Here is a 19,315-nt window from a genome sequence, read left to right as displayed (position 1 = left end):
AAGCCTCGATGAAGAAGGTTGGTTGTAGCACATGGAGATACAGAATCACATGATGTTGTGGAATCACGCTTCCTTCAACATATTTGATATCCGCCGCGTGGTAGTCCAAGCAGGTCAGACTTTGCGCTCTTATGTCTTGCCAGCCAGTGTCTTTATCATGTCTGTCCGCGGAAGTGCTCAGATTATACTTGATGAGACATCATACAATACACGACGTTTTCAGATATTCCATGCGGGTAAAGGAAGCATTCTGAACGTGGAAGCTGGACAAGAAGGGTTCGAATATTATTGCCTTTATTATAAAGCAAAACTTTCACTGCCAGCCCATAACGAACTTGCAGCACTTGCTGAACGTCTGCGCCCTTTCCATGTTACCTACAGCCTGGTCCCTGCGGAACCTGTTATACTTTATCGCTGTTTGACGGACATGCTTAAGGAATGGGGCAAAGCCGAAGCGCTCGGACATTTGCGTGCCAAGACCCTGCTTTTTCAATTCATCACTGAAGTGCTGAATCAGATGCAGACTCAAGGTGCACGTTCTCAGAAACGCGATCTGGCTGCGCAAATCATCACGCTTATTCAGTCTCGATACGCCGAAACCATTACGTTGGAATTACTATCAGAGAATCTGAATTACAGCGTTCCGCATCTCTCCTCTTATTTTAAAAGCCGGACCGGACTCAGCCCGATTGATTACCTTATTAAAGTACGGATCGATAAGACGGCAGCATTGCTGCTGGAGACGGATGCCACGTTAAAAGAGATTGCATCCAGCGTCGGTTATCAGGACCCCTACTATTTGGGCAGGCTGTTCAAAAAATACAAAGGCGTCTCCCCCTCACATTTCAGAGCGGAGCATAGAGCGCCCCAACTAGAAGATAGTCCTTCCACAACCATGAGATTATCCATTGGCCCTCCAAAAACCCTCAGCTATACTGTTGTAGATGATAATGATTATCAACGAGTTGGGGATGGAGAGGACGAATTGAACATGTACAGAGGATCAAGACCACCAATTACGGCGGTATTATTGCTTAGCTTTATGCTGTTGATCAGCGCTTGCGGGACGGAGGCTACAGGCAACAGCTCCTCAGGAGCATCAGAGAATGCAACAACTCCGACCAATACCAAGCAAGGACAAGCTGCTGGAACTACAACTGCTGAACAGCCACAGACCAAAACCGTCTCCACGATTACAGGAGATATTGAAGTACCAATGCAGCCCAAACGAATTGTAGCAGGTGAATACCTGGGCAGTCTGATCGCTCTGGGTGTAACTCCTGTCGGAACATCAAGTCACCACATTGCAAACCCCTACCTGCATGATGCGCTGAAAGATGTGGAAGATCTGGGTGATGGAAACGGCAACTTGGAGAAGATTGCTGCCATGGAGCCGGATTTGATTATTATGGATGATATGTATGCTGAAATGAATGAGCAGCTAACTAAAATTGCCCCGACCGTAATCGTTCCCTATGCCTCATTCAAAACCGTGCATGAAGAAGTCAGCTATTTCGGCGAGCTACTGGGTAAGCAAGAGGAAGCAAAGGCATGGCTTGCTGATTATGACCGCCGTACAGCCGCAGCGAAAGAACGAGTGCTCCAGGTTATCCCTGCCGACAGCACATTCTCCATTCTGGAATATATGGGGAAAGATATTTCAACCGTTGGCGCCAACTATGGCAAAGGTGGACCAGTGATATACAATGTGCTCGGTTTCAAACCTCCAGCTGAGGTAATCGCTGAGTTAACTGATCCAGGCTGGGCGAGTCTATCCACTGAAGTTTTGCCTAAATATGCTGGGGATTATATCGTTCTGACGACAGATAACCAGACGATGGAAGATTTAAAGGCCGACCCCATCTGGGGAGGATTGGACGCCGTCAAAAATGATCATGTGTATATCTGGGGTGCCGATCGCTCCTGGTATTGGGACCCTATTGCCATTCTCACCCAAACGGAAGAACTGGCCGATTGGTTAGTGGAAACGAAGCATTAATGCTTCAATTTCATTAACCAATCAGCTTCATGAACCCTGGATCTCATAGTCATCTGATAGAGATTGACTCATCAAAAAAAAACACGCAGGACTGGCTCGGTTGGCCAGTTACTGTGTGTTTTTTGGTTTATTCCAATGATGCTACTTTCCGATGAATCCATATTATTCTTTCAGTCACGCTACAGCACTCTTGCCAGTCGGATCAAAGCCGCTCGCAGATGCCGATAGAATGTCGCCCGGCTCATCGAGCATACCTGTGCTGCGGCAGTTGGATTGCCAGCATGTGTCCAATAGGCCGCGTATAACAGCATCTGATCTTGCTGGGAAATACCATGAACCCGACCCTCCAGCAAATCCAGGATATGCGACTGTAGATGAATGCCATCCGTCATGCCATTCACTCTCTCTGCGGACTCTTGCAATGCTCCAGGAGAGTGCAGATGAGTCAGCATTTTGCGCACATCCTGTTCGGACCAGGGTACCTGACTCACGTCAGATGACCCCTGCTGTAACCCGCTGCTCTTCGTATCCGGACACAAAAGGGACATCACCCAATCACCGAATTGTCCACTACGCAAATCCAGATCCAGCACATCTGCCTCATCTGCATACACGTCACATAAACGGGTACGTGTTCTTCTACTCTGAAAACCAATGCTCTGCAAAAACAGCTTCAGATGCGGATTGGTTGCGATCAGGATGACTCTGGCCCCTTCCCCCAGTAGTGACAACCGATCCAGCGACATATAACCCACAAGTTCTTCACGTTTGTAACCTGGCACATCATCCCTTGCCGCAGCGAGTACCGCAAAGTGAGTATCCGTCTGGTCCGGATCGCAATCCAGCTCTTCCGGTGTGAAACATTCCTGCATTTCGGCCGGAAAATAGTTGGTCAACATCCCGCTGCTCTCGCGGTGCACAAGCACCGTAATGAACATCGCGATCGGATCGCCCTCCTTGTCACGCATTAATACAATCCCCTCGGGATAACGCTGTGCAAGTTCGTCTAAAAAAGCAGGATAAGATGGCGCCTGCCAGGGCTCTACACTATACTCATACCACTGTTGGAGCAATTTATGCAACGCCGGCAAGTCTTCCGCCCGCATCACTTCCATGGGAGAAAATAGTGAATCCGCCGATACATCAGCGTACTTCCGATGCTGGAGCATGGATTCCTGACACAAAAGGAGCATTTTCCTGGTAATCTGGCGTCTCTCATGTGGACCCGCTTGTTCATGGAGCGGCTTTAGCAGACCCGCTATTCGTACACGCATGGCTTGCAGACGCTGTGGTTCACGTTGGCGAAAATCCCGAAGCAAATGCAGTCTGGCCATATCATGCAGCGCCAGGCCATTAGGACCGGAACGGATGAACGACATACGCCTCAGGACGTTATATTCCTCAAGCGTCACCTCTGTTTGCAGAACGGATGCCAACAATTCCTGATTCGCCGTTTCCAGCAGCGTTAATACCTCTACCATTGGGTGCAGGCGAGGAAGCGTCAATTCAAGCAGCAGCCTGGCACTAATCATTTGTGACAATTCGGTCCAATCGGAGATGGGAATATCCCTGCGCTGATCCGCAGCCTCCACAGCAAGCGCCAGCCCCAGCGGATGTCCATCTGTCATACGTGCAATCGTCCCCGCTACGCTCTTGTTCAATGATCCTGCCACTGCAATATATTCGGACACTTCTTCACCCGTAAAATGTTGAAGAGGCATCTGCACGAGGCGCTGCCGCAACCTTGGATGTGTCCGCCACGCTGAAGCAGGCTCCGGTCGTGAGGCAAGAATAATAAGTACTCCATGTAGCGGGAGCTTGGATACGAAGACTTCCATAAACCAACTCTCCAGAAGAGCCAGCTCTTCATAATTATCCACAGCAAGGACCAGCCGCCTCTTTACTGAAGTCTCACTCAGTAGGCTCAATGGCCGCGTGTTACCATCACTCCCCATTGTCTCAAGTCCCAATGTGGAGGAAAGATACTCCAAAAAGACCGACGGTGTAGAGCCGCAGGATCTGCCATCCATCCATATGGCGGTCGCTCCCTGGTTCCGAGCAAAGGACAACATCTCGGACAGCAAGGATGATTTACCGATTCCTCCCATGCCCGTAACTGAAAAAATGGTTAAAGGTGCTTCCGGATTGTTGAGCCATCGGTCCAACATCATCAGTTCCTTGGCTCGACCCACAAAACGTTTTCCATGACCATAATGGCTATCGTATTGAATCTCACTACTGTTTTCCATCTGTGTCCTCCGTACTAGATACTGGTACTTTCCTTAACCGTATTTTCTCACAAATTGAGACTATATTGAGACGCACAGTTACATGTGAAGTGATAAAATCTAGATAAAAGCCAAATTATAGTAAAATATAAAAACAGCTGTATGCAAACGTTTAACACAGGGTACATACATCTTTCATGAGGATGTTCAACATATTCGCCATTCCGCTAATCGAGCACACCAATCAAGTGGGCATCCACCCATTTCGAACTTCATGCTTCCCTTTCAGAACCTATACAGCCCGATATTCCAGGAAAGGCGGATTTGTGTGAGAAAAAACCTCGATATCTGTAATCTGAGCGGACAACTAGGAATCAACCGTGAGCGACTTGATGAATGGTTGCGTCAAGCCGGTGTTTCATCCAAAAAAATGGAGACGGAGACTCTTCCGGAGCGCAGCTCTTCGCCATATCGCTTGGCTGCTCCCACCTCGTTATCCCTTGCACCTTCCTCCGGCCAACCCAAACTGTTCCGTGGCCGCCGTCCGGCTTCTGGCAACTCTGTATTACCAAGAGCATTACGACACGCTCGTCGCATCAGTAAAAATTGCTAGACTGTGCATGCTTTTCAATAATGCACAGTCTGGACTGTCTTCCAGCCTGATTCATCAAGACGGAAAATCCTGTTCCTCCTCGATCATGGCATGAGCAAGCAGCGCCATCTCCAGGCAGATTCTTCTTTCCTGATCCATAAAATCAGATCCCATTAATTCTTCTAACTTCTCCAATCTATTGTACAAGGTTTGCCGATGTATGAACAATTGAGCAGCCGCATCCCGTTTGGAACCGAAGTTTTGCAGAAAGGCATCCAATGTCTCCACCAGCCTTAGATGATGTGACCGATCATAGTCAATCAGAACGCCCAGATGGTCATTCACAAAAGGTTGCAGAAACGATCGGGGCAATGCTTTAAGCATTTGATATATACCCATACGCTCGTAAAAATGAATATGTTCTAGCCGATCTACGGATCGTGAAACTTCGATGACCTGATACGCTTCCCGCAGACTGTCCGGCAATCCTGTTAAACGGTTACGCACCTTGCCAAATCCGGCATGGATCGTAACCTGCTTCAGGTTGCGACTCGCAAATCTCTTCACATCACCAATAATGCCCTCAAGTGATTTTACCAGTTGATTTCGTGTGGATGTCTTGCTTTCTTCCTTGGCACAGCATACATATACCTGATTATTTTTCAGCATGATGAGGCTGGCCAGATTGTTCTTTTTGAGCAAGGAACGCAGCAGAACCAGAATATCCTGATGATTGGTTTCCATTCGCTCACGGCCGATGCCTTTCAGACGATGCTCTATCTCAATAACCCCGCCTGCAAACCAGTACTGTCCCTTCACCAACAGACGGAGCCCCATTCGGGTCTGAGCCTGCTCTTCATGAAGAATGTTACCGTTCATCAGATCCTGGATCAGCTCATTCTGGTTGCGTACCATCTTCTCCTCCAGAAACTGGGAGCGCAGAGTCAGCGCTGCCGCTGCCTTCGCTGTATAATCGAGCAACAGCTTAAGATACTCGACGGGTGCTGAAGGATGTACAACCATGCCTACTGCGGAAAAAACCTGACCAAAACATACGACCGGGTGACACAATAACACCTGTTCCTGATCCAGATGGAACCATAACTCGGTGTCTGAATCATTGAGATCCAGATGCTCAACCTCCTGTTCGTACCATGTGTAGATCGCTTGCTGTGTCTCCGAAGGCAGCTCCGGCACAAAACTGCCCGGTTCCATGGACGAGATATACACAACCGGTTTGGCCGCGTATTCATGCAGAAGATGAAGTACAGCCGACATGTCTGTACTCTGTAATGTTCGCTGCTGAAGCTGACGGGAATAGGTTTCCAGACTCTTCAGCAGTTGGTGTTGATGATTAATAAGCAAAGCGTGGATATCTTGCGTGATCTCAACAAAACGGACCGGTTGCTCAAACACGATAAGTGGGAATTGATGCCTGTCAGCCAAATCAATCAATTCTTCGGGAATGCCATGAATGCTCGTCCCAAACTCCACGCAGAGCCCCGCCGCTTCGCTCCGGATTAACTGGAGCAGATATTCTTCGCGCCCTTCTTCCGATTGAAGCCATAGTCCAGTGGATAAAATAAGATCATGGGGACTTACAAATGGAGAAACATTGGTAATCTCCAACACATGAACCCATCCAACTTGACGTGATGTTCCATCTTTCCCAGCAGCAAGCTGGGCTTTGGCAAAGACAGGGCGAGCCAGAATATCCTTTATCGTAAACACTCGGTCATTTCTCAATATCGATCCCTCATAGTGTCATTTTTTCTTACATTATAAGCGATGGACAAATGTCCTGAATAGTCTTTTCTCGACATTATGTTGAATCAATTCTCCAAAACATAGACATGAGATAAGGTGCAAAACCATGATCCAGGTCATAAACTTGTAGTATAAGCTAACAACCATTAAATGGACGAGGTGCATGGTGATGAGAATCGGAATTCCGAAAGAAATCAAAAACAATGAAAACCGTGTAGCAATGACCCCAGCCGGTGCTGCTGATTTTGTCAGAGCCGGACATCAGGTCATGATAGAACGTGGCGCAGGATTGGGCAGTGGATTCACAGACAACGAATATCAATCGGCCGGAGCGGAGCTTCGGGATACAGCTGCGCCCGTATGGGCAGAGGCAGATATGGTTATCAAGGTCAAAGAACCCCTTGCCAGCGAATATGCCTATTTTCGTCCTGGCTTGATTCTCTTCACCTACCTGCACCTCGCAGCGGAGCCTGCACTGGCAAAGGCACTGATTGAAAGCCGGGTAACCGCCATTGCGTATGAGACACTGGAGGTCAACGGTACGCTGCCTCTGCTCACCCCGATGAGTGAAGTTGCCGGACGGATGTCGGCTCAGATTGGAGCGCAGCTGCTGGAGAAAACGGAAGGCGGCAAAGGCATTCTGTTATCCGGCGTACCCGGCGTAAGCCGTGGCAAGGTCGTGGTTATTGGTGGCGGAACGGTGGGCACGAATGCCGCCAAAATCGCGATTGGTCTGGGCGCGGATGTGACCATCCTCGATTTGAATCTGAATCGTCTGCGCCAGCTGGATGATATTTTTGGCAATCAGATTCATACGCTGGTATCGAGTCCATCCAATATTGCGTCGGCTGTTGCGGCTGCCGACCTGCTGATCTGTGCAGTGCTGATTCCAGGTGCCAAAGCGCCAACCCTTGTCAGCGAGCAAATGGTCACCACCATGGCACCCGGTTCGGTCATTGTGGATGTGGCGATTGATCAGGGCGGAATTGTGGAGACAATTGATCATATCACTACCCATGATGAACCGACCTATGTGAAGCATGGAGTTGTGCATTACGCGGTAGCGAACATGCCAGGCGCGGTGCCGCGCACGTCTACGGTGGCGCTGACCAACGCCACCATGCCTTATGCGCTGCAGCTGGCGAACCACGGTGCAGCCGCCGCGATTCGCGGCAGTTCGTCCATTCGCAGTGCGGTGAACGTGCTGAATGGACATATCACGTATGAGGCGGTTGCCCGGGATCTCGGGCATGCCTATGTTCCCGCAGGACAGGCGCTGGAGAATACCGCCGCGGTCCAGTAATCTTGATGCGATCGTTCCCACCCGGCGCCTTGTCGCCAGCCTGTGGAACGTAATAGAAGCGCCAGTTCGGGCAGATCCTGTCCAGGCTGGCGCTTCTTGTTTTTTCACATGAAATAGGAATGAGATCCGAGGATGCTTCGGGTGGCGCTCTATACTACACGTTCGCTGCACACCTCACGGAAATTACAGTCCCGGCAAGCACGGTGTGAAGGCATTGGCGTGAAATACGAAACGTCCTTGGGACGGTTGTAATGCTCATCATCCACACAGGAGCGCATCTCCACAATATACCGCCCCACGTTCTCCTCCACCTTCAGGATATCCTCTTCCGTTGCGGTAAACTCTCGGTGTGTCCCGGTTAACAGGTACTCCACCCGCAGCTCAATCTGCTCCAGTGGAACCCGGTAATGCTCCCTCACATAGGATGCGTACAGCATCAACTGATCCGAGAAATCATCCTCCTTGCCCGTCTTCCAGTCCACAATGACGATGTTGCCGTTGCTGCGACGATATAACAAGTCCATCTTCACATATACACGCGTATCGTGCAGCATCATGGTATCCCATTTTTCAATCTCCAAAATATCCGTACTTGCACGGGACAGGTCCTCCCACGTGAGCGTCTGGTACAAATTGCCGACACAGGCCGAGGCTCGTTCTTTAATCGTCGCAATCCGGTCATTCAACGTGTCATCCCCGTAATACATCTCGGACAACATCACCCGGTTCTTCGGGTCAAGCCGCCACTGATCCTGATCCATCGATTCCACATACGCCTGATTCAGCAGCTTGCGCATTGTCAGTTCCAGAAAGTGTTCACGAGGTTTATCCTTGCCTTCTTCCCTGCTTCGAACCGCCGATTCACACATCCGATGCGCGAGGTCACCGAATACGAGGTATAGATTGCTGAGCTGTTTCAACCGATACAGACGTACCTGCATCTCATCAGCCGACTCTGCCTTCCAGCCGTTATGTGCTCCATAATAATGATAATAATATTTGCGCAGGCACTCATCGAACATACTCGCCCGCGACTGCGAATAAGACCACTGCGGGTATTGTGCCATAAGATATTCTGCCTTTCTGTATGCCGGATCTGCATGAGATCCCTTAATGCTCACAGTATATAGGAAAGGGCAAAAACGCCGCAAGCACTCTTCCGTTATTTTCTTCTAACCGCAACCGTTTCCGATTCAATGCGTAACGTTTATATAGTAACATCACCAAAAGATGAAATTACAGAGCAGAACGCATACTATACTAAATAGAGTACAGGATTTTGCTTTGATATAAGATCAACCATAGATTTACACTAAAACGGAGAGGGCAGAAAAAATCTGGAAAAGCGAAGCGTTCGCCTTTATCACCGGATTTCACCTTTTAGAAAGAGAATCAAAGAAATCTGGGGGATAACAGCGATTGAAAGATTATTCTGCACGCGGAGCGGCCGAGTGTAAAACTCATGAGTTGATCTTATATGAAAAAATATTGTACAGGCATATCCTAAAAGGAGGCACCACCCATGAATCGACCGGATTGGTTCCAGGCGGAAGAAGCATTACAACAAATCCAAGTCATCGGAAGCGACCGGAATGAGCTCGTGAACATCATTGGCCATGTAGAAGGACTGAATTGTATTGGCACAGGAACGGATGCCGCAGTATTTACGTATGACGGCTTGCCGCAGTATGCTTTCAAGATGTACTCGGATCATGCCCTCGACAAACTGGAAAATGAAAAACAGGTATATGAGCAGCTCAAAGGCCTGCCCTATTTCCCTACCTATTACGGCAGCGGCCGGAATATTCTTGTGATTAGTTTTGAAGCGGGGGATACCTTGCTCGAATGTCTGGAAAAAGGAATCCCGGTCCCCGAGCAGGTCATGCTCGATGTGGACGAAGCGCGTGAGGCAGTACGCAGCCGTGGCCTGAATCCACGGGACATTCACCTGAAAAATGTAATTCTTCAGAATGGACGCGGGAAAGTCATCGACGTATCGGAGTATATTCAGGACGGCAACGATAATCGCTGGGAGCATCTCGTCTGGGCTTATCACAACATTTATCCTCGGATCAAAGGTACACCCATATCCCCACGCATGCTGCAAACGATCAAATGGGGATACAATCAGCTTGATCAGGCCAATGTCAAAATGGACGACCTCTCCAAAAAGGCTAACCGATTATTCTCGAAATTCATGAAATAAACCTTTGCATATACAGATCATGTTCATATTCCGATCTCCATAAAATAATCCGGATCACCGCCAGAGATTGGCGAGTATCCGGATTTTTGTTTGTGCAGCGACGACGTCAAACAAGCTGCCTATTTTAACCGCCCTTGCGAGGGTGTCATCCCTTTGTATTGTTTATACAGCTTCGTAAAATAGTTGGCGTTATCACAGCCAACCTGGGCAGCGATCTCGGTAATGGTCAGGCTGCTCTCCTGCAGCAGCTGTTCGGCTTTCGTCATTCGGCACCCGTTCACATATTCCACAAAGGTGCGTCCAGTCAGTTTTTTGAACATTTTGCAAAAATGATACGTGTTCAGCCCCACCTGACCGGCTGCCTCGGTAACGGACATTTTCCCTGTTGGCTCCGCTTCAATCTGCTCAATCAAATGTTTAAATCGTTCTCGATTGGGAAAATAGGATCCCGTTGTTTTATCAGGGAGTTGGTGTGGCATAAATGTACGGGCAAGCAGTGTGAACAAGGCATGCAGCTTGGATTTCACAACCAGTTGATAGGCCAGCGGCTGTGAGGCCATCTCCTCGATGGCTTCATCCAACAGGGAATAATAGCCTTGACAAGCTATGTCGTGCTCCGCCGGTTTTACCGGGAACCTTACCTTCCCCTCCAAATAGGGAGCAACATATTTCAAGTGAACAGGATCATGGGTAAAATCATGAAATAATGCACTGTTGAGCACAACCGAATCATAGTGAATATCACCTTCCTCCAGAGCATACCCGACATGTAGCGCCCCTCCAGGAATAATAATGACCTCACCTGCTTGAGCTACGTAGGGCCTGCTGTCGATATGAAACAGTGCACTGCCCTTCCGCATAAAAATCAGTTCAAAGTGTTCATGCCAGTGCAAGTACAGAATGCATTCTTCCGTTTTCATCCTCCAACAACGATTCTGGAACAGCTGAAATGGATGAGATTTATGGTCAATGCGGGTATTTTCGTGAAGCGCTTTCAGATCCAGCACGCTGTCTCCTCCTTTCCCCACAAGATCAGACTAATATTGCACAAGATTGTATAGAGCCATCCGGCAGATGCCCGGCTATAATGAGTGTGTCACGAAGTACTATAAGCCAATATTGGAGTGAAATACAACCATGAATAATCCGTTACGCATAGGCACCCTTGTAGGTGGACACGACGCAATCCGCGTCATTCCACAGATTATGAAACATGGCTTCGAATCATTCAATCTTACCTTCTGGCAAACAACTGGTGATCTGGACCTCGCCGAAACAGCCAAACGTGTCCGTGAAATTGTCGACGAACAAGGAATTGTCATCTCTGCAGTAAGTGTCTTTGGCAATCCGCTCACCGGAGCCGGGGATAATGCTGATACACTGGCCAGTTGGGAACGGGTGATTGACCATGCCCAGCTCTTCGGAGCGGATATCGTTTCCGGGTTCACCGGACGACTGACCGATCAACCGATTGACCAATCAATCCCACGGTTCAAGGAAGTGTTTGGAGAACTGGCACGCCGGGCTGCAGACCGGGGTGTGCGCATTGCTTTTGAAAACTGTGATATGGGCGGTACCTGGCAGACGGGCGACTGGAACATTGCCCATAACCCGACGGCCTGGGAGATGATGTTCGATGCGGTTCCCGATGAAAACATCGGATTGGAATGGGAGCCATGCCATCAAATGTCCAGCCTGATCGACCCAATTCCTCAGCTACGCAAGTGGGCGCCTAAAGTGTTCCATGTGCACGGCAAAGATGCCACCATTGCCTGGGACATCGTTAAAGAATATGGCGTGCACGGCCCACGTGAATTTGTCTGGCACCGTACGCCCGGCTTCGGGGATACCAACTGGTCCGACATCATTACGATTCTGCGCCAAAACGGGTATCAGGGAACGATTGATATTGAAGGCTGGCATGATCCTGTCTACAAAGATGAACTCGAAATGACCGGACAGGTGCACGCGTTAAAATATTTAAAACAATGTCGTGGTGGAGATTATGTTCCTAATCCGGTATAAAAACGGGATTAACATTGAGTTACATGATATCCATTGCACGAACATAGAAAATGAAAAGTATAAGGAGATGATAGGATGAGTCATCCTTATCGGGTAGTTGTGGCAGGCTGTGGGGCCATGTCTAACACCTGGGTTGATTACGCCATGCAGAGACCGGACACGGAAATTGTAGGGCTTGTCGATCTGTATGAACAGACTGCCGTTGCACTCGCTGCACGACACGGCCTCTCCTGTCCCACGTTTACGGATATTAGTGAGGCCATTCGAGCAACAGATGCCAACATCGTATTTGATGTTACCATTCCAGCGAGCCATTACGGTATTGCCATGGCGGCGTTACAACAAGGATGTCATGTATTTGGCGAAAAACCTCTGGCGGAATCCTTCTCTGACTGTGAAGATATTGTTCAGACTGCACGCCGTACGGGCAATATTCAGGCTGTGATGCAAAATCGCCGTTTCGATCCACGTATTCGCGCCTATCGGCAGTTGATTTCCGGCGGAACGATTGGTCAGGTCGGTTTTGCAGGGGCAGATTTCTTCCTAGGTCCACATTTTGGAGGATTCCGTGACCTAATGGATAGTCCACTGCTGCTGGATATGGCGATTCACACCTTCGACCAGGCACGCTATATTCTCGGTGCCAACCCGGTCTCGGTGTACTGCCACGAATTCAATCCTCCGGGGTCATGGTATCAAGGCAATGCGATGGCATTGTGTATCTTCGAAATGTCCGATGGCTCCGTGTTTAATTACCGTGGCTCCTGGTGCACAGAAGGTGTGCCCACTTCATGGGAAGCATCCTGGCGTGTAACTGGAGAAAAAGGAACCGCCATCTGGGATGGCAATGATGACATTTATGCTGAAGTTGTCTCGGCGCAGCATCTGGATGCGGAAGGCAAACCGTCCTTTTTCCAACCGTGTGAGCGGATTGAGGGACAACTGCCCGTCATGGAGAAAACCGGACATCACGGCTGCCTCGAAGACATGTTCGCAGCGCTGGAATCCGGACAACTGCCTGAGACCGATTGCAGTGACAACCAGTTCAGCATGGCCATGGTCCTTGCGTCCCTCGAAAGTGCCCGCACAGGTCAAAAGGTGCTCATCGCCGATCTGCTGAAGACTGTATAGTGAAACGCCTGTGTATTTCATATTAAACAAAGCCCAAACTGCAAAAGTTCAACAGTTTGGGCTTTATTTTTTTTTTACCTACTTCCTTTTCCTATACAAGGTACAAAAAAAGTTTCTGATAAAACGCGAAGTAGTGCAGGGAACGAAATCGATTCTGAAGAAACGAAGTGCTCGCCTTTATCACCGGATTTCCCCTTACAAAAAGGGAATCAAAAAATCCGGGGATAACAGCGATCGAAAGAACGATTCGTAACCGAAACGGCCGCTTTACGAGGAGTAAGCAATCTTTTTTACATGTATCTTTTATAGGATTCCTTTTTTCATTGCCTTGTACACAAGCTGCGAGAAGAGGCTGTTCGACCAAGCAAACCAGGGCCTTGTGAACGTGTTTGGATCATCCGAATGAAAACCTTCATGCATGTACCCGGTGCCTGCATCCGTGTTCTCCAGCAGATCTATCATCTCCAGCATTTCCTTATCATTGTCTGCGGTCAGACCCTGCATGGACAACGCCATATGCCAGATGTATCCGGGAGGAGTATGAGGGCTGCCGATGCCTTTGGCTGCTTGTCCTTCATAATAAAACGGATTTTCCTTGCTCAAAATAAAACGCCGTGTATTCTGGTACACGATGTCCTCCGTGGAAGCATACTCCAAATACGGTATAGACATTAGTCCCGGGGTACCTGCATCATCCATTAGGCAAAAGTTGCCGTAACCATCCGTCTCATAGGCATAAATCTGCCCATACTCGGGGTGACGGTAAGTACCGTATAGGGAAATCCCGTGTCGTATTTCTTCTTCCAGAAGGGCCATCTCGCTGACAAGCTTCTCATCCCTGAATACCCACCTTGAAATCTCTCCCATTTGACGCAAAGTCACCGCCGCAAACATATTTGCCGGGATATTATAATGAAAATCACATGCATCATCACTAGGACGGAAGCCGGACCAGATCATCCCGGTATAGTTTACCGGCATCCCCAATCCTTCGTTACGGAGCGTATCATGGGCTGGACAATTCCGGCGCATGAATCGATATGGCGACTGCTCACCATGACGCTGCTCCGTTTTCCACAGACGTACTATGCTCTCCATCACCCTCTTGAAACGATCGTCAAATATATCCGTCAATTCCGTCTCACGCCAATATGCATAGGCGAGCCGCATAGAGAAACAAAGTGAATCCAGCTCAAACTTGCGTTCCCACACCCAAGGCGACATCTGCGTCTCATCATTCGCATCCCAATGCCATCCATTAGCCGTTTCGTTGAACGCATTGGCATAGATATCGATGTCCGCATAGAACGTATGACGTTTGATCAGCCCTCCAATGATTCGCTGCAGCTGTTCGTCTTCCTTTGCCAGCGGAACGTAGTGCATCACCTGCTCCACTGAATCACGCAGCCACATTGCCGGGATATCCCCTGTAATAACAAAGGTTGTCCCATCATCCAATAGCTTTGTCGTCGTTTCCAACGTGTTGGGAAAACAGTTACGGAACTGTGCCAGCAATCTGGGTCTATGTTGCAGCCGTTCCTCGGCCTCGGTAAGAATGTTCTGCACAGCTTGCGGTAATCCCAGATGCGGCATGGGGATTTTCGGTAATCTGAACTGTTCCATGGATGTCGTCTCCTTTGAATTGAAGTTTCCATATTTGTTTGCATCGTTTCATTCAATGATTTGTGTCACATTGTTATTTTCGTTATGATAAATTATAATAACATTATTATTTGTAAGTGTACTGTGCCGGAAGATGATCGTCAATTCATAACGGATGGTTCATTGAAAAAATAAATTGGATCATATCTTGTGGATTGAAATGGCTTGTTGGATTTATGCAAATTGTTTACATATGAAGGAGTAATGAAATGTCACGTAAAGTATCCATCCAGTCGCTGGCTGACCAGCTTGGATTATCCAAATATGCCGTCTCCCGTGCTCTCAGTGGCAAGACAGGTGTCAGCGAAGCGACACGCGCCCGTGTGCTGGAATTAGCCCGTGCCTTGGGATATCGCCAAAGCACCCCAGGAAGCAGCACTGTTCCAACTGCAATCCATACAGAACAATCCGAGCCCCCATTTGCTCTCATCTGCATGAATCAGCTCAACCGGGGTGAACCCCACTACTGGCAGCGCGTCCTCTCCGGCATGATCTCTGCCTGTAATGAAAGAGGATGGCATCATGCCATTGTATCTCCCTCTCTGGGAATCGCTGATGAACACACACCGCCAGAACGGGCAATCGCTCCTCACTTGGATTGGGAACGTTGTGCAGGAGTCATCGCCATGGGTGCTTTCCCCCATGCAGTCCTGCAACGACTGACCCAGACAGGCCGCCCCATTGTGCTCGTGGATCATCAGGAGCCACTGTTGAACTGTGATACTATCAGCCATGATAACCTGGAAGCAGGCATTACTGTTGCGAGATATTTAATGTCGATGCAGTGCCGCCGCATCGGTCTGATTACGGATGATGGCCGGGCTGCCAGCTTTGCACAACGGAAGATCGGCATCGAACTGGCTTTGAACCATTTCCACGCAGACAGCAGTCGGTTGACCACGTTCAGAGAATGGAATATTCCTTATGAGAACGGCGAATGGATCGACCAATTGGCTGCTACAATCAAAAACATGCCCGCCGACGAACGGCCCGATGCCTGGATTGGCGCCAATGACGATATCGCCTTGCAGTGGATGAATAAGTTGCAGGAGATGGGATTCTCCACACCTGGGGATTGTCTTGTCATCGGTATCGACAATGTGCATGCCGCCGCTACATCGTCCCCGCCTCTGACCACTGTCAACCTGTGCAAAGAGGAGCTCGGTCAGCGTGCGATCGAAGCTTTGCAGCGCAGGATTGAACGTCCAGGCACACCGAAGGAAACGGTCATGTTATCCACGTCCCTTATTCCACGGGAATCGGCGTAACTCAATGTGCGCAACTTCTTTAGCGTCAGCCAACTTAACTTTATTGAATACCAAAAAGGCCCAGCATTTTATTATGCGGGGCCTTTCTATCTCTATCTAGTTAATCATCCAAGCTTATTCCGTTCCGTTTCTTGGCATTCATAACTGTTATTTCTGCCAAGGCAGGTTTGTGTACGACGGAAGATCCACTTCCCATTTCACATCACGATATTCTCGATTAACTACGGTTCGTTTTAAGGTTAATTTCGTTCCATCTTCTTTGTAAAAACCACGGATGACCAATTTCAGATCATTAACAACGTTCTCTTCATTATTATTGGGCTTATCCGGGATTCCCATCACTTCGACGGGATACTCAGTCCCTTGGCTATCAATCGCTACCCATTGATCCCCATTGAAAGCATTTCGGAATCTTCCATTTCCCACAAGTACAAGTGAAGAATTTCCCTTTACATTCCCCTTCGGAAGGTTATAAGATCCCTGTACTGACTGATAATTGAACTCGTATAATACAATTTGATCTCCAAACTGTTCAAATTGTACAAATGTGTAGGGTTTGGAGGTGTCTTTCATGTCCTTACGCATATTATCCAAATCCACTTCTACTGACTTCTCTTCCTTCACTGGTAAGGTGTAACCATCCAGGACAAAGCGAATGTTCTTTGCATCCACCGTTACAAAAGCGGGGTCCCAGGTCTCCGACAACTTTAACGGCCCACCATCCCTAATGCCACTCTGATCACGGAGTCGGAACTTGGCTTGACGAGCACTGGGTCTACTCCCGTTAAATATTCGATATTCATTCGTTTCAGAGATTTCGATATGATAAATCAAGTCCATATAATTCGCCCAACCCTCTTCCACTTTAGCACGAAGTTCATCGTCCAGACTTACATTCATGTCAAGCTTGGTTCCATTTGGAGTTCGCACCAGCTGTGTCATATCAAGTTTCAAACCCTCAGGAGTGGTGTAGGTATTGTTCATGGGAGCCTCAACAGCCAGTGATTTGGCTTTGGTCATATCGATGTTGAATTGAAAGCTCCAGTCAACTGTTGCGCTAGGTTCCACAAATTCCCCCTTTTCGGAATTATAATACCCGGGAATCTTTAAATGACTAAGTTCCCCTCGTACAACAACTTTATCCGGAATTCCGTCCTGCAACTGGTATACAAATCTTTGATTTATTGAACTGTACAGAGTCTGATCCCCAGGGGAAGACAATGATGCAATCGAATTTCCTTTCTCATCTGTAATATGAACTCTTCCCAACTCGGGATAAACCGGATTAATCATACTACCATCTGGTGCATTTTGCTGTAAGGTCATTACAATCTGAGAACGATCTACAAGCACATTTTCAATCTTAAGCGTGTAGCCCTGATCCTCAATGTTGATATTCGGATTAACCACTAGACCGAGTGGCTTCAAACGTTTGTAATCATCGGCAAAATAGGAATACTTGAGTTCTTCTGGAACAGGTATGTTAGGCAGTGGCGGATGATTCACGGCATTCACTGAAGGCTGCTCCGGTGCACTTGTGTGATCAAAAGCAAACCATGCCCCTCCCGCAAGAATCACAACCGCCGCCGCTGCAATCCCCGTACGGCGCATCCAGTGGGATTTGGAGGCTTTTTTCGTAAATGGATTCCCGTGCTCTGCGTTTTCCATGGACACTCCATCCAGTTTCCGCATCACCTCAAGCGTAAAGTCGGCATCCGGTTCCTCACGAAATAAATGCTGTTCCCACAATCGATCCTCATCATTTGGAATAGGCTTCATACGTCGATAAACCTCCTTTGCGCTCCATTTGTTTCTTCAACGTTTTCTTCCCCCGGTAAAGCGCATTACGCACTTGTGCGGGACTCATGTCCGTAATATCTGCAATCTCTTCGTAGCTCAGCTCATTCGTATATTTAAGCAGCAGCACAAGCCGATACGATTCTGGCAGTTGGTCCATCTGGCGATATATTTCACGCTGCATTTCCTTATGCAGTACATGTTTCTCTGGAGTTTCACCATTAGTTTGTTCCAAGCCCGTATGAACAGCGGTCATCACAGGCTTCTGCTGCCGCATAAAATCACGCATCCTATTCACAGCAATGGTGTATACCCAAGACGAGAAACTGCTTCCTTCCCTTCGTGTCGGAAGATAGCGGTAAATCCGGAGAAACGTATCTTGAGCGAGATCCTGTGCATCCTGATGACTCGCACCCATTCCGCGCAAAATGCCGAAGACTTTATTTTTATATCGATCCACGAGCACAGCAAATAGCTGTTTGTCCCCCGCGATAATACGCTGAATGAGCTCCTCCTCTGGTATCTGTTGAGTCATGTAATCCCCCTTCTCTACAGCTTCCATGCATGGTTCTGTACTATATAGACGGAAGCACTTCCTGAAACCTCTCACTTTATCCAAAAAAAAGAATTCGCGCCACCCGGTGCTAACCGGATGGGCGAACTCTGTAACCACTAATAGTTCATTGTTACTGCTGCACTTGCTGCCATGTGGAGTTTCTTTTTTGCTTCGTTTTTCAGTCCTCCCTGCTTTTCTCTGAGACAAAATCACTAAGCTGTGAATAGATCGCTACGATCTCATCCATCGACATACGCACTAATCCACTGGATGATGGGGCTACAAATTCATGAATTTCCTTGACGACCGGGTCGTCCTGAAATCCCCATTCCGCTTTGGCACGCTGACTGTACTGGGTGTATACCCCTTTCCCAACAAAACAGGCGATATCTGGTCGGTACTCCTCCAGCTTTTGCCGTAAAATCTGCCGTCCCTTTGCATATTCTTCTTTTGTAATATCGTCCATGCCTCTTGTTGGCCGGGCCACAATATTCGTAAATCCGTACCCCAGCTTCAGCAACTCTCCATCCTCTTGTGCATCATATAAACGAGGAGTCAATCCGGAACGTTCAAGAATGCGCCAGAAACGGTTTCCTTTATAAGCATAATGATGACCCGTCTCTCCAGACGTGACACTGGGATTGAATCCGATAAATAATATCGATAAACCATAATCCAGATGATCTGGAATCATAATGAAAAGCCCCCTTATCTTTTTTAGTCATTTACATCTTTCATCTGTGTATAAAATGATATAATGGTTGAAGTATTTTCGAAATCG

The 19,315-nt window shown here is 48.3% G+C and carries 15 protein-coding genes; 7 read left to right on the top strand and 8 right to left on the bottom strand.

Going from position 1 to position 19,315, the window contains the following annotated elements; translation table 11 throughout:
• Window positions 1-49 precede the first annotated feature (49 nt).
• Window positions 50-1,999: an AraC family transcriptional regulator gene (locus tag ACDJ58_RS04415; RefSeq protein ID WP_413375847.1), complete on the top strand. Its 1,950-nt coding sequence runs from the start codon at window positions 50-52 to the stop codon at window positions 1,997-1,999.
• A 179-nt stretch (window positions 2,000-2,178) separates the two neighbouring features.
• Here the strand turns inward: ACDJ58_RS04415 and ACDJ58_RS04410 are convergent, their stop codons facing one another.
• Window positions 2,179-4,248, bottom strand: a complete 2,070-nt coding sequence (locus ACDJ58_RS04410) for a hypothetical protein (RefSeq protein WP_413375845.1) — start codon at window positions 4,246-4,248, stop codon at window positions 2,179-2,181.
• A gap of 307 nt (window positions 4,249-4,555) precedes the next feature.
• On the opposite strand from ACDJ58_RS04410, the gene ACDJ58_RS04405 reads away from it, so the two are divergent.
• Complete coding sequence (locus ACDJ58_RS04405; RefSeq protein WP_413375843.1) at window positions 4,556-4,840, top strand: hypothetical protein; 285 nt, start codon at window positions 4,556-4,558, stop codon at window positions 4,838-4,840.
• Window positions 4,841-4,894: 54 nt separating this feature from the next.
• On the opposite strand, the gene ACDJ58_RS04400 is transcribed toward ACDJ58_RS04405, so the two are convergent.
• Window positions 4,895-6,565, bottom strand: a complete 1,671-nt coding sequence (locus tag ACDJ58_RS04400; RefSeq protein ID WP_413375841.1) for a PucR family transcriptional regulator — start codon at window positions 6,563-6,565, stop codon at window positions 4,895-4,897.
• Between the two features lie 190 nt (window positions 6,566-6,755).
• Between ACDJ58_RS04400 and ald the strand changes: the two genes are divergently transcribed.
• Window positions 6,756-7,889: an alanine dehydrogenase gene (ald, locus tag ACDJ58_RS04395; protein WP_413375839.1), complete on the top strand. Its 1,134-nt coding sequence runs from the start codon at window positions 6,756-6,758 to the stop codon at window positions 7,887-7,889.
• A gap of 149 nt (window positions 7,890-8,038) precedes the next feature.
• Here the strand turns inward: ald and ACDJ58_RS04390 are convergent, their stop codons facing one another.
• Window positions 8,039-8,956 (bottom strand): PD-(D/E)XK nuclease family protein, encoded by a 918-nt coding sequence (locus ACDJ58_RS04390; RefSeq protein ID WP_413375837.1) that lies wholly within the window; start codon window positions 8,954-8,956, stop codon window positions 8,039-8,041.
• Between the two features lie 455 nt (window positions 8,957-9,411).
• Here ACDJ58_RS04390 and ACDJ58_RS04385 point away from each other — a divergent pair, with 455 nt between their 5' ends.
• Window positions 9,412-10,095 carry a serine/threonine protein kinase gene (locus ACDJ58_RS04385; RefSeq protein WP_024632500.1) on the top strand — a complete coding sequence of 228 codons (684 nt, stop codon included), beginning with the start codon at window positions 9,412-9,414 and terminating at the stop codon, window positions 10,093-10,095.
• Between the two features lie 119 nt (window positions 10,096-10,214).
• Here the strand turns inward: ACDJ58_RS04385 and ACDJ58_RS04380 are convergent, their stop codons facing one another.
• Window positions 10,215-11,102, bottom strand: coding sequence for an AraC family transcriptional regulator (locus ACDJ58_RS04380; RefSeq protein ID WP_413375834.1), 888 nt, complete (start codon window positions 11,100-11,102; stop codon window positions 10,215-10,217).
• A gap of 130 nt (window positions 11,103-11,232) precedes the next feature.
• On the opposite strand from ACDJ58_RS04380, the gene ACDJ58_RS04375 reads away from it, so the two are divergent.
• The gene (locus ACDJ58_RS04375) at window positions 11,233-12,120 is read left to right on the top strand and encodes a sugar phosphate isomerase/epimerase family protein (RefSeq protein ID WP_413375832.1); all 888 of its coding nucleotides are present in this window, start codon (window positions 11,233-11,235) and stop codon (window positions 12,118-12,120) included.
• 75 nt (window positions 12,121-12,195) lie between these two features.
• Complete coding sequence (locus tag ACDJ58_RS04370) at window positions 12,196-13,251, top strand: Gfo/Idh/MocA family protein (protein ID WP_413375830.1); 1,056 nt, start codon at window positions 12,196-12,198, stop codon at window positions 13,249-13,251.
• Window positions 13,252-13,554: 303 nt separating this feature from the next.
• Here ACDJ58_RS04370 and ACDJ58_RS04365 read toward each other — a convergent pair whose 3' ends face one another.
• Complete coding sequence (locus ACDJ58_RS04365) at window positions 13,555-14,874, bottom strand: glycoside hydrolase family 125 protein (protein WP_413375828.1); 1,320 nt, start codon at window positions 14,872-14,874, stop codon at window positions 13,555-13,557.
• Window positions 14,875-15,122: 248 nt separating this feature from the next.
• Between ACDJ58_RS04365 and ACDJ58_RS04360 the strand changes: the two genes are divergently transcribed.
• Window positions 15,123-16,181, top strand: a complete 1,059-nt coding sequence (locus ACDJ58_RS04360) for a LacI family DNA-binding transcriptional regulator (protein WP_413375826.1) — start codon at window positions 15,123-15,125, stop codon at window positions 16,179-16,181.
• 147 nt (window positions 16,182-16,328) lie between these two features.
• Here ACDJ58_RS04360 and ACDJ58_RS04355 read toward each other — a convergent pair whose 3' ends face one another.
• The 3 genes from ACDJ58_RS04355 to ACDJ58_RS04345 all read right to left on the bottom strand — a co-directional run bounded on the left by ACDJ58_RS04355 (window position 16,329) and on the right by ACDJ58_RS04345 (window position 19,228).
• On the bottom strand, window positions 16,329-17,960 hold the full coding sequence (locus tag ACDJ58_RS04355) for a hypothetical protein (RefSeq protein WP_413375824.1): 1,632 nt from the start codon (window positions 17,958-17,960) through the stop codon (window positions 16,329-16,331).
• Window positions 17,941-18,513, bottom strand: a complete 573-nt coding sequence (locus ACDJ58_RS04350; RefSeq protein ID WP_064641084.1) for an RNA polymerase sigma factor — start codon at window positions 18,511-18,513, stop codon at window positions 17,941-17,943. The genes ACDJ58_RS04355 and ACDJ58_RS04350 overlap by 20 nt, the downstream gene beginning before the upstream one ends.
• Before the next feature lie 199 nt (window positions 18,514-18,712).
• On the bottom strand, window positions 18,713-19,228 hold the full coding sequence (locus ACDJ58_RS04345) for a mismatch-specific DNA-glycosylase (protein WP_413375822.1): 516 nt from the start codon (window positions 19,226-19,228) through the stop codon (window positions 18,713-18,715).
• Window positions 19,229-19,315 lie beyond the last annotated feature (87 nt).

This window comes from Paenibacillus taichungensis (assembly GCF_047302525.1).
Lineage (GTDB): Bacteria > Bacillota > Bacilli > Paenibacillales > Paenibacillaceae > Paenibacillus > Paenibacillus taichungensis_B.
This window is presented reverse-complemented; position numbering and strand designations above follow the sequence as displayed.

What these genes read in the sequence shown, in the direction of transcription:
- ACDJ58_RS04415 (WP_413375847.1), top strand. Translation starts at nt 50, where the DNA reads ATGATGTTGTGGAATCACGCTTCCTTCAACATATTTGATATCCGCCGC.
- ACDJ58_RS04410 (WP_413375845.1), bottom strand. Translation starts at nt 4,248, where the DNA reads ATGGAAAACAGTAGTGAGATTCAATACGATAGCCATTATGGTCATGGA.
- ald (WP_413375839.1), top strand. Translation starts at nt 6,756, where the DNA reads ATGAGAATCGGAATTCCGAAAGAAATCAAAAACAATGAAAACCGTGTA.
- ACDJ58_RS04390 (WP_413375837.1), bottom strand. Translation starts at nt 8,956, where the DNA reads ATGGCACAATACCCGCAGTGGTCTTATTCGCAGTCGCGGGCGAGTATG.
- ACDJ58_RS04385 (WP_024632500.1), top strand. Translation starts at nt 9,412, where the DNA reads ATGAATCGACCGGATTGGTTCCAGGCGGAAGAAGCATTACAACAAATC.
- ACDJ58_RS04375 (WP_413375832.1), top strand. Translation starts at nt 11,233, where the DNA reads ATGAATAATCCGTTACGCATAGGCACCCTTGTAGGTGGACACGACGCA.
- ACDJ58_RS04370 (WP_413375830.1), top strand. Translation starts at nt 12,196, where the DNA reads ATGAGTCATCCTTATCGGGTAGTTGTGGCAGGCTGTGGGGCCATGTCT.
- ACDJ58_RS04365 (WP_413375828.1), bottom strand. Translation starts at nt 14,874, where the DNA reads ATGGAACAGTTCAGATTACCGAAAATCCCCATGCCGCATCTGGGATTA.
- ACDJ58_RS04360 (WP_413375826.1), top strand. Translation starts at nt 15,123, where the DNA reads ATGTCACGTAAAGTATCCATCCAGTCGCTGGCTGACCAGCTTGGATTA.
- ACDJ58_RS04355 (WP_413375824.1), bottom strand. Translation starts at nt 17,960, where the DNA reads ATGAAGCCTATTCCAAATGATGAGGATCGATTGTGGGAACAGCATTTA.
- ACDJ58_RS04350 (WP_064641084.1), bottom strand. Translation starts at nt 18,513, where the DNA reads ATGACTCAACAGATACCAGAGGAGGAGCTCATTCAGCGTATTATCGCG.
- ACDJ58_RS04345 (WP_413375822.1), bottom strand. Translation starts at nt 19,228, where the DNA reads ATGATTCCAGATCATCTGGATTATGGTTTATCGATATTATTTATCGGA.